Source organism: Methanosarcina sp. MTP4, from assembly GCF_000970045.1.
Taxonomy (GTDB): Archaea; Halobacteriota; Methanosarcinia; order Methanosarcinales; family Methanosarcinaceae; genus MTP4.
The window spans coordinates 1,017,148-1,030,154 of the sequence record NZ_CP009505.1 but is presented as its reverse complement, the minus strand read 5'-3'; the positions used below and the strand labels follow the sequence as shown (position 1 = coordinate 1,030,154).

At 46.5% G+C, this 13,007-nt stretch carries 11 protein-coding genes; 5 read left to right on the top strand and 6 right to left on the bottom strand.

Annotated elements, in window-relative coordinates; all coding sequences use genetic code 11:
- Positions 1 to 2: 2 nt before the first annotated feature.
- Entirely contained in the window at positions 3 to 1,301 is a 1,299-nt protein-coding gene (locus MSMTP_RS04560) for a M20 family metallopeptidase (RefSeq protein ID WP_082090709.1), read from the bottom strand.
- Positions 1,302 to 1,501: 200 nt separating this feature from the next.
- On the opposite strand from MSMTP_RS04560, the gene MSMTP_RS04555 reads away from it, so the two are divergent.
- Positions 1,502 to 2,443 carry a nucleotidyltransferase domain-containing protein gene (locus tag MSMTP_RS04555; protein WP_048178017.1) on the top strand — a complete coding sequence of 314 codons (942 nt, stop codon included), beginning with the start codon at positions 1,502 to 1,504 and terminating at the stop codon, positions 2,441 to 2,443.
- A 649-nt stretch (positions 2,444 to 3,092) separates the two neighbouring features.
- Here MSMTP_RS04555 and MSMTP_RS04550 read toward each other — a convergent pair.
- Positions 3,093 to 4,604 carry a PGF-pre-PGF domain-containing protein gene (locus tag MSMTP_RS04550; protein WP_048178016.1) on the bottom strand — a complete coding sequence of 504 codons (1,512 nt, stop codon included), beginning with the start codon at positions 4,602 to 4,604 and terminating at the stop codon, positions 3,093 to 3,095.
- 342 nt (positions 4,605 to 4,946) lie between these two features.
- Here MSMTP_RS04550 and MSMTP_RS04545 point away from each other — a divergent pair, with 342 nt between their 5' ends.
- Positions 4,947 to 6,416: a DUF4139 domain-containing protein gene (locus MSMTP_RS04545; protein ID WP_231582917.1), complete on the top strand. Its 1,470-nt coding sequence runs from the start codon at positions 4,947 to 4,949 to the stop codon at positions 6,414 to 6,416.
- A gap of 167 nt (positions 6,417 to 6,583) precedes the next feature.
- Here the strand turns inward: MSMTP_RS04545 and MSMTP_RS04540 are convergent, their stop codons facing one another.
- Both MSMTP_RS04540 and MSMTP_RS17825 read right to left on the bottom strand, forming a co-directional pair.
- Complete coding sequence (locus MSMTP_RS04540; protein ID WP_048178014.1) at positions 6,584 to 7,366, bottom strand: hypothetical protein; 783 nt, start codon at positions 7,364 to 7,366, stop codon at positions 6,584 to 6,586.
- 332 nt (positions 7,367 to 7,698) lie between these two features.
- A complete protein-coding gene (locus MSMTP_RS17825; RefSeq protein WP_052718271.1) occupies positions 7,699 to 8,109 on the bottom strand; it encodes a hypothetical protein in 411 nt (136 codons plus the stop codon).
- A gap of 114 nt (positions 8,110 to 8,223) precedes the next feature.
- Here MSMTP_RS17825 and MSMTP_RS04530 point away from each other — a divergent pair, with 114 nt between their 5' ends.
- From MSMTP_RS04530 to MSMTP_RS19890, 3 genes are all read left to right on the top strand, one after another.
- Positions 8,224 to 8,895, top strand: coding sequence for a hypothetical protein (locus MSMTP_RS04530; protein ID WP_048178013.1), 672 nt, complete (start codon positions 8,224 to 8,226; stop codon positions 8,893 to 8,895).
- A gap of 608 nt (positions 8,896 to 9,503) precedes the next feature.
- Positions 9,504 to 10,697, top strand: coding sequence for a DUF4139 domain-containing protein (locus MSMTP_RS04525; RefSeq protein ID WP_231582916.1), 1,194 nt, complete (start codon positions 9,504 to 9,506; stop codon positions 10,695 to 10,697).
- Between the two features lie 87 nt (positions 10,698 to 10,784).
- Complete coding sequence (locus MSMTP_RS19890) at positions 10,785 to 10,994, top strand: hypothetical protein (RefSeq protein WP_231582915.1); 210 nt, start codon at positions 10,785 to 10,787, stop codon at positions 10,992 to 10,994.
- Positions 10,995 to 11,366: 372 nt separating this feature from the next.
- On the opposite strand, the gene rpsJ is transcribed toward MSMTP_RS19890, so the two are convergent.
- Positions 11,367 to 11,675: a 30S ribosomal protein S10 gene (gene rpsJ, locus MSMTP_RS04520; protein ID WP_048178012.1), complete on the bottom strand. Its 309-nt coding sequence runs from the start codon at positions 11,673 to 11,675 to the stop codon at positions 11,367 to 11,369.
- Between the two features lie 38 nt (positions 11,676 to 11,713).
- Entirely contained in the window at positions 11,714 to 12,982 is a 1,269-nt protein-coding gene (tuf, locus tag MSMTP_RS04515) for a translation elongation factor EF-1 subunit alpha (protein ID WP_048178011.1), read from the bottom strand.
- Between the last annotated feature and the right edge of the window lie 25 nt (positions 12,983 to 13,007).

The following is a 13,007-nucleotide window of genomic DNA, read 5'->3' as shown; positions in this document are numbered from 1 at the left end:
CTTCAGGCAGACCCGAGGTATTTTTCAGGGAAGTTCAGGAAGTCCAGGGCAAGGGTGCGGAAGATCTTCGTGCCCAGCGGCAGGATGTCTTCGTCGATGTCGAACCTGGAGGAGTGGTTGATTTCCAGGATCCCTTTTTCCGGGTTCCGGGTGCCCAGGGAGATGAAAATCCCGGGTACTTTTTGCAGGTAGCTTGCAAAGTCCTCTGCAGCAAAGGTCTTTTCCATTTCAGGATAAATCGTGAGTTTCGGAAGGCTTTCTTTCAGTTTCGAATGTACCGCTTCTGTGAACCCGGGTTCGTTTACGAGAACGGGGTAGCCGTGGAGGACATCAAGGTCGTAAGTCGGGAAGCCTTCGAACTCTTTCCCGCTTTTCACGTATTTTTCCATGATTACCCCAAGACATTCTTTTATCGTCTCGTCAATTGTTTTTGTGGTCTCCTCATCAAAGGTCCGATAGCTTCCGAGGATCTCGACAATATCCGGGGTCCGGTTGAACTGGGCGCCTCCCCGGATTCTTCCAACCCCAAGCACGTATTTTTCCGGATCAAGCTTTGCTTCCAGGGCAGGGTAAAGGGCGTTCAGGAAGTCCGTAGCCATCAAGACAGGGTCTATGCAGCTTTCGGGTTTTGAGATGTGTCCCCCTTTTCCCTTCAGGAAGACCTCGAACCTATTGGTGCTTGCCATAAAAGGTCCGGGGCGAAAGCCCACACTGTTTGACTCATGGTTGGTGAAGATATGCATCCCCAGGACCGCGTCCACACCTTCGAGCCCGCCTTCGGCAATCACCCTTTCCGACCCTCCGGGGGGGATTTCTTCTGCTGGCTGGAAGATCAGGCGGACCTCTCCGGGAAAGTCCCTTTGCTCCTGGAAAAGCCGGGCAGCCCCAAAGAGCATTGCCATATGCCCGTCGTGCCCGCAGGCGTGCATGACCCCCTCGTTTAGGGAAATATATTCCCCATTCCGCTCCGTGGCCTCTTCCCGGACTTCGAGCCCGTCCGTGTCCGTGCGAAGGGCAATGCAGGGCCCGGGTTTCGTGCCGCGGATGCTTGCCAGCACCCCGGTATCCGCAATTTTCCGGGCTTCGATTCCAAGCTCTGCCAGGGTTTTCAGGATTCGCTTCTGGGTCCCATACTCTTCGAAACTTAGTTCCGGGTGGCGGTGAAACTCACGCCGCAGCCCAATTATCCAGGCTTCAAGCGCTTCTCTATTCGGGTCCGCATCCTTCGAGTCTGTACTCTTCGGGTTTGCGCCCTCAGGGTCTGTATTCTTCGAGTCTGCACTCTTCAGGTCTTCACTCATGGATATTCCTCGGGCTTTCGTAGCTTCCGGTTTTTCCGGATGCCTCAAAATTTGCTGCCGGATAACTCCCCGTCGGCTGCCAGAAAACTACTCGATAATTATATACATGACCGGTACAATACATTTTTGTCTTTCTTATATAATCTTGAGACAGCTACTAAAACTAATTTGCTGCTTATGAAATTTAAGGACTGGTACCCATGCTCAAAACACGCCTCAGGGATTTTCTTCTAACAAAGGACAACTGGCTCTTTGCCGTTGTTGATTACTTCCATAAAGACGGGATAAGAGCCACCCTCCGCTACGTACCGGATGAAACCGGAGACCGGGAATTAAACGGGATCCGCTACAAAAAATTAGATTTTGGCCCGGCTTTCGAGTTCATGCGGGAGCACAAGCCCGAATGGGTACAGGACGTGCACGTTGTCCCTGAAGCCGAGGTCAAGCAACTGCTGCGCCCCTCTGACCGGATCCCGGAACTGGTTGAAAGCGACAGCCGGGTAGCTGAAATCGTTAAAACCCTGGACAAAGCCGGGCTTGCCAGGTCGAGCATGGGGGTCACGGGCTCGATGGTCGCGGGGCTCCAGAACGAGAGTTCGGACATCGATTTTGTCGTCTACGGCCCTGCCTGGTTCAAAGCCAGGGACGCAATAGCGGCTGCAAAAAAGGGAGAGGGACCTATCGAGGATATTGATGAGGAGATGTGGCAGAGGATTTACAGGAAAAGAATTCCCGAAATTTCCTTCGAGGAATTCATGCTCCACGAATCCAGGAAAGGCAACCGGGGCATGGTGGATGGCACCTATTTCGACCTCCTCTTCACCCGGGAATGGGACCAGATAAAAGAACCTCTCCAGCGGGGCACGGACACCGTCAAGCTGAAAATCGAAGCTGAGGTCACGAATGCCGATTTTGCCTTTGACAACCCTTCGTACTATAAAGTCGACCACGAGGAAATCGACCACGTGCTCTCCTACACCCACACCTATGCCGGCCAGGCCCTTCCCGGAGAGATAATCGAAGCCCGGGGTGTGGTCGAAGAGCTGGGAGATATGAAAAGGCTTGTTGTGGGCACCTCAAGGGAGCCAAAAGGAGAATGGATAAGGTCCCTTAGCTGGCTTGAGCAGTGCGGGTACAGGTAAAAAAATAACGTATGAAATATACACTGTCAAGAGAAACTGAATGCTATCGAGAAGTACTCTGCCTGATCCGAAAAGTACTCTGCATGACAAGAAGTACTTCTCCTTACCCCATGAAACCTTTTTTAGTTTAAACGTTGACAGGAATACACCCGCCAGCTTGTCTGGCGGCACCTCCCCAAAAAGGAATAAAATTGAATCTGAAAAAGAATATCTTTTGAGTTGTATTTGTTTCTGTTCTACATTCGTTTTTACCATTTTTCTGGCATATTTTGCTTTTTGCCTTCGGTTAACTCAATATGTTTTTCAGTCATCATGGTGACTTTATTGATCATTCCAATATAGCTCCACAGTCATACTGGAGACCTTAATGGTCATTCCAATATAGCTCCACAGTCATAATGGCGACTTTATCAGTCATCCCAATACATCTCCACAGTCACCCAGCTACTCTTTTACTTATCCATATATTATCCCTCTTTATGGAAAAGGCCGGTCGCAAGCGACCGGTGATAGTGCTGGAACCTGAAAAGGCAAATTGAAATATGTCCCATGGAGTAAAAAAGAAGCGAAACCCCAAATCCGATTTTATGGGCCAGAATTCCGGATTTCGAGCAGGACATTATTTAAAGCCGCTTTTCAAGTTACTCATTTATCTTTTTTTCAGAAATGCATATGAAACCATCGTGCCTGTTGCCGCAAATAATGCTTCAAAGCCCGGGGTGCTTTTCGTTTTCCCTTCTTTTTCCGTCTCAGAAGCGGGATTCTCTATTTCTTCTCCCTCTTTTTCTCCCACTCCATTTTCTTTTTCTTCTTCAGTTAATTTCTCTCCGTTCACTACCTGGCTTTCCGATTCCAGAGGGAAAATTTCCATCTTCTGGACACCTTCTTCTCTACCTGCTATTGCAAAGGGTGAAAAGCCAGGGGTTTCGGAAGTAAAGTAAAGGTAGTTTTCATCATCCCCTATCAGGGATGTGGAAAGGGAGTTCCAGTCCTCTTCATTGTAGCGGTAGAGGGTTATCATACTTTCATTGATACCGTTTTCATAGATCCAGGTCCTGTTTACCCGGAAACTGATTTTGGCGTTTTCAAGGTTTTCAGGGCTAGAAAAGCCGCTATTGCCGACCCAGATGTTCATGTTTTTATAGACAGTCCCGGGAGCCGGCTCCTCAACCATTGCTGATGTGTTTTTAAGCATCTCCACGATAGCGGTTGTTTTCCCGAAACTCCTCTTCGGGTCAAATTCCACAGTCACTATATCATTTGTTTCGGCTTTGAAGATGTAGCTGGCGTGGGTTCCTTTGAAGACCTGCCCGCTCGAAATCTCCTTGAGCCCAATGTTGCTGTTAGGTTCCGGGGACCCTGCGCCTCCTCCGCCTCCACCCCCTCCTCCGGAAGATGTGGTTTTAACTGTGGTTTTCTCCGTTACACTAACATACCCCGTTCTGGTCTCGGTATCGCTCCCATAGCTGCTGTTGCTTGCCCGGAGGGTGACAGTATAGCTTCCCGGGGTTTCGTAGGTATGGCTTGGGTTTCTTTCGGCGGAATCAAAAACCCCGTCCCCTTCAAAGTCCCATTCCCAGGAGTCCGGGTTCCCGGTTGAGAGGTCCGTAAAGGTGACGGTCAGGGGTGCGGTACCGGAGAGCGGGCTTGCGGAAAATAGGGCTTCCGGGGGAGGGAGGGTTACAAGGACCCGCGAGTCTCCTGCCACAGGGACAGCAGAGACCGAATACGCGGAGACGGCGCCCGTGATGGAGTACGTCCCGGGTTCGGAGTCAGGAGGCACGGTAACTTCGTATATGACGGTCTTCCCTTCCCCTTCGGAAAGGCTTTCGACCCAGACCCATTCCAGGGTGGAAGCTTTGAAAGTGCCGCTTTCCCGGAACACGGCTCCGTCATTATCAACCGGGCTTATGCTCCAGCCGGCTGGCAGGTTTTCGTCCAGGGCAGGAGCTTCAAGGTAATGTCCTGCCTGGATCTGCACACTTACGGTAAAGCTCTCCCCGGGATAGACCGGGTCGGTAGATATTTCCCTGCTTGCCGTAAGCCCTGAGGCTGAGGCAGAGATTGTTGTTCCGGTGAGGAACAGGAGAGCCAGGAGGCTCAGGATAAAACTTCTGGTAATTCTTACGTTTTTCATTTCCAGACTTCCGATGATTTTCATGAGAATGCCTTCCCTGTCATTCTTTCCTGGTGTCCCGGGTTTAGCTTTCCGAGTTTTTTGCACCGAAGGCTTTACACTTTATTCTATCTACACTGAATCTGTTTACACTGTATTCTATCTGCACTGCATTTTGTTCACAATGTATTCTGTTTACACTATATCCGGTCTTAATATATATTTTTATAACTTTATCAGGGGGGAGCTATTTCCAGATTTTCGGAGCCCCTGAAAAAAACGAAAACAAGAGAGATAACTTCGAATGAATCCGCAGTCAAAGTCAGATATAAATAAAACAGTGCCCTATCTTCTGCTATGAGAATGAAAAGAAGTTATGTCTGTTTTATGCTGGCATTTCTTGGAGTTGCAGCTGTGGCTGCAGCTTTCTTCTGTCCGACTTCCACCGGGGAACTCACTCCGGCAGATGAGATCGAACTTGCTGCAAACGGGATCGAGTCCCATGAAGCTGTGGTGACGAAAGTAGAACCTGCAGACCCGCTGGGGTTCATCTCCGCAGGAGCCGCAGGGACGGATTCGGGGACTGAAGTTACGGTCTATAACCAGAACCTTGCCCTTGTGAAAGAACAGCGGAAACTTGAACTAAAAGCCGGGGTCAACCAGGTTGAGTATACGGACGTAGCCGCTCTCATAGACCCGACGTCGGTCATGTTCGAGGATACGAAGAGCAAAGATACCGTGGTACTGGAACAGAACTATGAGTACGACCTTGTAAGCAGTTACAAACTTCTGGACAAATTCCTTGACAGGGAAATCACGGTTACCGATGAGGAAGGAAAAAGCTACACCGGCATTCTTCTCAGCCATGACGGCGGAGTGGTGCTCAAACTCGAAGACGGAAAAGTCGTGACCCTCTCCGAGGTTTCAAAAGTGGAATTCCCGGACTCTGCAGGGCTCCTCACGAAGCCGACCCTGGTCTGGCAGGTCTACTCTCCTGTGGGAGGCACACGGGACGTCCTGACCTCCTACCTGACCGAAGGCATGAGCTGGAGGGCGGACTATATAGTGAAAGCCAATGCCGATGATACGAAGGCTGACATCCAGGGCTGGGTCAGTGTTGATAACAATGCCGGAACCACTTTCGAAGACGCAAAACTGAAGCTGGTCGCAGGGGAAGTCCACCAGGTCTTCGTGCCCCAGCAGAGGGTCGCTTATGATATGGTCGAGGAAGAAGCAGCGTACGGAGGGTCAACAAAGGAAGCCTTTGCCGAAGAGTCCCTCTTCGAGTACCACCTCTACACCCTGGAAAGACCGGCTACCCTGAAGAACAATCAGGTCAAACAGCTCTCCCTCCTCTCCGCGGACTCTGTGCCCGTTGAAAAGGAACTCATCTTTGACGGGGCGAGGAGCGACAAGGTCCGGGTAGTCCTTAACCTAGAAAACTCAAAGGATAAAGGCCTGGGAATGCCCCTCCCCGCAGGCGTTGTCAGGGTGTATAAAGCAGACTCCGAAGGCCAACTCCAGTTCCTTGGAGAAGACAGCATCGACCATACCCCAAAGGACGAAGAAGTCGAGGTTACGGTAGGAAACGCCTTCGATGTAACCGGTACGAGGACCCAGACCAACTATAAGAGAGTCAGTGACGATGTCTGGCGGGAAAGCTACGAGATCCAGATCAAGAACCACAAGTCCGCAGCCCAGGACGTCACGGTTGTTGAGCACTTCTACGGGGACTGGGAAATTACCAGCAGTTCCGATGAGTATGAGAAGACGGATGCTTTCACCGCAGAATGGAAAATAAGCGTGCCTGCAGATGGGGAAAAGACCGTTTCCTATACCGTGGAACGCAGGTTCTGAGTTCCCAGACTAGAGTCTGAAAAATTCCCGGAAGCCGGTTTAAGGTAAAAATCTGGAAAAATACCCTGTAAGGGGGCTTTGCCCTCTTACTTTTTAAATGGGCTTCTGATACTTTTTTCTGAAATAGAGTGATTGATTGGTCAATTTCGAAATCCAGAAAGAATTTTTCAGTTTTCTTTTCCTGAGTCGCGTAGGGTCGAGCCCGACCTGCAGAGCCTGAATGGGAATTCATAACAATCATTTAAAATGTGAATTCGGAGCTTGTTGTTATATTGAAATACTTCATCTTCCGTGACCAAAACGAGCCTAAATGCTTCAACGGCACCAGCAGGTATAGATGGAACAGTTGTTTTTAAACGATATTTATTTGGAAATTCATCATCTATTTCAGGACTGTAAACCAATTCAATATCACAATATCTTGAGAAACATAGAAGTTTAAGGTTATCGGTAAACAAATAAATGTGCGTGATAATTGGGAGTGCCTGTGAAGAATTGTTATGGATTTGGAACTTGAGAGCATAAACATGTCTTTTTTCTTCATAGTTGCAAAGCTGTCCTTTTTCATCGACACTGATGATATGATCAGTACAGCTTAAAGGAAAAGGTTCAAAATTATAAATGTTTACGATTGGAATAGACTTTGAAAGGCAATCCTCTGGAATCTCAGTAAAATTTTCATTTTTATTAAAACTTATGCTAATATCATATTCATCATGAATTATGCCATATTTGTTTACCAAAGACATTGAACTTAAACAATCAGATATCGAAATTAAAATGTTTTTTGTATTCTCTTTTCCTTTTTTTGATTCATTAATTGCCCAAGTTAACTTTGGGATCAATTGATTACATAAACTCTGAATTTTGTTACCATCATTGCCGTAAACAATATGTTGCCTATGCTTTAGATCAAATGGAATATCTTCAACCTTTTGAGTTAATAACAATACTATTTTTCCTAAGGAATGTGCATCCTGGATTCCCGCCCATTCGTAACGAGGTAGGCGAGTTCACCTCCAGATCATGGCATACAGATGTTTTTGTTTTTTCAGCATCTCGCCTACTCAAAGCGATTTTCCTGGCTGTTCGAAGCATTCAATGACATCGAGTTTGTCGCCACGCAAGTTCCTTCATCGTCATGTGTAATACACCACCTAACGATGAAGATATTAACATTCCGATAAATAATTACATTTTTAATATTTATATAATCAATACGCTTGTATGTGATAATCTTTTCAAATTTCAGGGACTATACAATCAAATATTGCTGGGCTCGTTATGATCCACCGGGAATCCAGGGTGCATAACCTACTTCATAGAATACATTTGGATTTCGACCAGTCATATCCGCGACTATTACATCTGCTTTATTTATTTGATTAAATATTCTTTCAAGCATTCCTTCTTTGTAATTTTGCTCATCTACTCTTTCAGCATACGCACCTATTTCTTTTGCAGTTTCCTTAATCCCATATTTGTAGATATCGTCAAAATCCTCGTCGAAAGGCATGAGGACAAAAACAAATGGCTTTGGGACAGTAGAAAATCTTTCATCATTCATTACAATCATATTAGCAATGTATAATAGAAATATAACATTTTTGTATTTTTTCTGGACTATTCGGACAATGAGTATTTCAATAAGTTGGTAAAAATACCTTGTTATTCTGGCTTCTAAAAATAACAAAAGGAAATTCTACTAAAATATTTAAATGATGCTATAAAAAACAATGCTATACGAAATTATCTTTGATTTGACATAGATGTTTGAATAATATAGAGTTTGGAAAGGAGGGAACTAATGGACATTGGTATAGGTTTATCAATTATAAATTTTATTGAATTTATTATTCAAAAACAAAAAAATTCTTCATATAAAAATAAACTTCGAGAAGCTCTATTTATAGATTTTGAACCTGAAGTTCAGAATCTTTCAAAGGCATATGATGAGTTGCTACTGAATGTATACACTTTAATGGGGGCATACATTCTGGGTTTAAAACTGAATCCAATGAATCCTGCCTGTGCATCTGATGAAATAATAGATCGCATAAATAGTTCTTATTCTAATTTAGAAGCTCATTTATTGCAAGTTACCAAAACAATGAGAATTCATAAAGATCAATTCAAACTTTTATATGAATCAGACCCTGAACTACAAATACAATTTGAAGATCTTGTGAACAGTGTGGATGATGAAAAAAATATTGATTTTCTTTATTTGGGGAATAAAAAAAGCTTGGTTGATAACTTCTTTGGGAAAGATTTTGATACCAGTTTTATTGAAGAATTGAATCAAAAAACAGAAGCAATTTCATTTTCGGCTCAAGCTAGTGAAATAGAATGGATCAAGAAATTTAACAATTATGAAATCAAGGAAATTATAAGCGACAAGGAATTTTTAGGAGAACTAGTAGTATTATTTCAAAAATATTACCTAAGGAATATGAATACCAAAAAGAAAATCAAGTGAGATTTTCTAATTTCGCAAAATTATGATCTGCATTTGGAATCATCAATCAATGTAAGTTATTTAGGATTTATTGAAGCTCTTATTCCTCAATCAATACAAGTTAGAAACACAATAAGATGTAATGTCGAAAATTAGATGTAAAGGCAGAATATTGACGTTAAGTGAATCGAATCAAAATAAAAGCCAATAGTTGCAGTTTATTTTGCAATCGCTCTTTTTCATTAATTTCGGGAAGGGCCGCTTGCTTCGCAAGCGGTGAGGGCCCCTGGTATCGATACGAAAAAGGAAATACCCGGAATTAGAGTCAGGATTAAATCTTATCACAAAACCCGGGGCCTTTTAAAGCAATGTGGCAGGATTTTCACATATACTTATTTTATATAAACGTTCTTCCCCATCATTTGTAAGGACAGTGATTTCGGATAAATGTATTTACTTACCGGGATGAGATCTGATTTTAAAGACTTTTTTTGAAAAACAAGGTTTTTTTCGGGCACAAGCCAGCTTAAATCTGCAGCAAAGTCATATATAAATAAATATAAACCACATTATATTACATGGGAGTGAAAAAGCGCTTATTATGGATTATGGTGGCATTTTTCGGGGTTATGTTCGTTTTTTCAGCCTGTTTCCCCCAGGAATTCGGAAACATGGCCCGGGCATATGATCCTGCAGTTAACGGGGATGAAATCGAATCTGCAGTTGACGGGGAGAGGGTTGAACCCGGGGCTTACATTGATGCAAAAGTTCAGCCTGCGGACCCTATCGGGTTTTTGAGCTCAGGAACAGGAGGAACAGGAGGGACAGGAGGAGCAGCCGGAGCTCTTGAGATTACTATTTACGAGCAGGACTTTGCTCTCGTAAAAGAGCGGCGGGAATTCGAGCTCGAGAGCGGAGTCAACCTTGTGGAGTACGGCAATGTTGCAGCCATGATAGATCCTGCCTCGGTTATGGTTGAGGACCCGGAAAACAGGGACACCGCTGTTATCGAACAAAATTATGAGTATGACCTTGTGAGCAGTTTTTCATTACTTGAGAAATACCTGGAAAAGGAAATCACCGTTACTGCCGGGGACGGGGAGAGCTACAGCGGAAAGCTGCTTAACTATGAAGGAAACGGCGTTATCCTTGAGGGGAAAGACGGAAACGTCCTGATGCTGCAGGAGGTCCTGAAGGTAGAAGTTCCGGACGCTTCAGGGCTTTCGACAAAGCCAACTCTCGTCTGGCAGCTCTACTCTCCTGTTTCCGGGAAGAGGGAACTTTTGACCTCCTACCTAACCGGGGGCATAAGCTGGAACGCGGATTATGCCCTGATTAGCAATGCGGACGATACCAGGGCCGACATCCGGGGCTGGGTAAGCATTGACAACCGGGCAGGGATTGACTTTGAGGACGCTGGCCTGAAACTGGTTTCCGGGGAAATCAACCGGGTTTCCACCCCACAGCCGGTATATGAAGCCGTTGAGGACGAAGCAGTGGCTGAAGAAGCCCTGGTGGGAAGCCCCTTCACTGAAGAGGGTTTCTTTGAGTACCACCTGTACACCCTTGAAAAAACGGCGACCCTTAAAAACAACCAGGAAAAGCAGATCTCCCTTTTCACTGCGGATTCCGTACCCATAAAAAAAGAACTAATTTATGACAGCTTTTCCGGAGACAGGGTCCGGGTTTTCCTGACTCTGGACAATTCCAAAGAAAACGGGCTTGGAATGCCTCTTCCGGCAGGTGTATTCAGGACATACAAAACCGATTCTGCAGGAGACCTGCAGTTCCTCGGAGAAGACCGGATCGAGCACACCCCCTAGGAAGGAGAAATCAGGGCAGCTGTCGGGACTTCCTTTGATGTCACGGCTGCCAGGACAGAAACTGATTATGAACGTGTCAGCGACAATGTGGAAAGAGTCAGTTACGAGATCGAACTTGCAAACAGCAAATCCGAAGCCCAAGCAGTAACGGTTGTGGAGCATCTCTTCGGGCAGTGGGAAATCCTGGAAAGTTCCGACGAATATGACAAAACCGATGCCTTCACAGTTGAATTCAGGGTAACGGTTCCGGCAAAGGGCACAAAGACAGTTTCCTACAGGGTGGAAAGGCGGTTTTGATTAAGCAACATAGTCCGCTTGAGCGAAGCGAAACGGACCGCGCACTGCAGAGCCGCAACTCTGCTGGAACATCTCTTCGGGCAGTGGGAAATCCTGGAAAGTAAGCGATTAATGTTTCAAAAGGCTTGATTGGAAAAGTAAGATTGATTGGAAAAGTAAGATTGATTGGAAAAGTAAGATTGATTGGAAAAGTAGCTTGATTGAAAAGATAGTGCTAAGTTTTCCGGCGTGCTGGAAAAATCCATATGCAGCCGCCGGCAACTATATGAAAATTGATATAAAGATTGATGAAAGGTTTCTAAAATAATGGAAGGTGAAAAGGAGTTTGTAAGTCCAGTTACAGAAGAGTTCTGTAACCTGGATCTTTTCACATTATCCTTCGAGTACGATCTCGATGTTGATGTCTTTCGGGACCTGGATCCTCATGAGCTGGCGAAGTGCCCTTTCGTCGGCTGCGATGTCGATGAGCCGCTTATGCACCCGCATTTCCCAGTGATCCCAGGTTGCGGTTCCGTCGCCACTTGGACTCTTCCTTGTGGGAACGACCAGCTTCTTTGTTGGAAGTGGTACGGGCCCGGAGATGCTTACACCTGTCCGTTCTGCGATGGATTTTACCTGGTTACAGACTCCGTCCAGATCCGTAGGACTGATGCCGGACAATCTAATTCTAGCTTTCTGCATACTTTTTTCTCCTTATAAAAATAAAAAAAGGAGAGTGTTTATTTCTGCTTAACACTCATGCACATACCGGCGGCAATGGTCATACCCATGTCGCGGATGGCGAATCTGCCGAGCTGCGGAATTTCCTTTACAGGCTCCATGACCATCGGCTTTGTCGGCTTGATTGTGACGATTGCTGCGTCTCCGGCCTTGATGAAGGTCGGGTTCTCTTCCTTAACCTGCCCGCTCTTGGGGTCCAGCTTCTTGTCAAGAGAAATCAGCTGGCATGCGGTCTGGGAAGTGTGGGCGTGGAACACAGGGGTGTATCCTGCGGTGATTGCGGAGGGGTGCTGGAGAACCACGATCTGGCCCACGAACTCGTCAGCAACGGATGGTGGATTGCTCACAAGACCACAAACGTCTCCTCTGCGGACGTCGCTCTTGCCGATACCACGGACGTTCCAGCCGATGTTGTCACCGGGGACTGCCTGCGGAATTTCTTCGTGGTGCATCTCGATGGACTTGACTTCTCCTTCTGTTCCACCAGGCATGAAGACGACCTTGTCGCCCTTCTTCATGACACCGGTCTCGACCCTGCCCACAGGCACGGTACCAATACCGGAGATGGTGTATGCGTCTTCCACAGGGATCCTGAGCGGGAGGGTGTCCGGCTTTTCGGGCTGCTTGAGCTGGTCGAGGGCCTGCATGATTCCGGGGCCCTTGTACCAGGGTGTGTTCTCGCTGGCCTTTGTGATGTTGTCGCCCTCGAAAGCGGAGGTCGGGATGAAGGGAATGTCCTTTGGCTTGAAGCCGATCATCTTGAGAAGTTCGGAAACCTGGGCTACAACTTCCTTGTACCTGTCTTCACTGTAGTTCACGGCATCCATCTTGTTCACGGCGATGATGAGCTGGCTGATACCAAGGGTCCTGGAAAGGAAGATGTGTTCCCTGGTCTGGGCCATTACACCATCAGGAGCTGCGACCACAAGGATTGCTGCGTCTGCCTGGGAGGCACCGGTGATCATGTTCTTGACGAAGTCACGGTGACCTGGGCAGTCCACAACTGTAAAGTAGTACTTGTCTGTGTCGAACCTCTTGTGAGCGATATCGATTGTGATACCTCTTTCACGCTCTTCCTTGAGAGAGTCCATGACCCATGCGAAGGCGAAAGATTCTTTACCCTTCTCTTTTGCTTCTGCCTTGTATTTCTCGATAACGTGGGCCGGAACAGCACCGGCTTCATACATTAAGCGACCCACAAGGGTGGACTTTCCGTGGTCAATGTGACCAATGACTGCTAAGTTCATGTGTGGTTTTTCTGCTGCCATATTAAATTCTCCTGTAATGGATGAG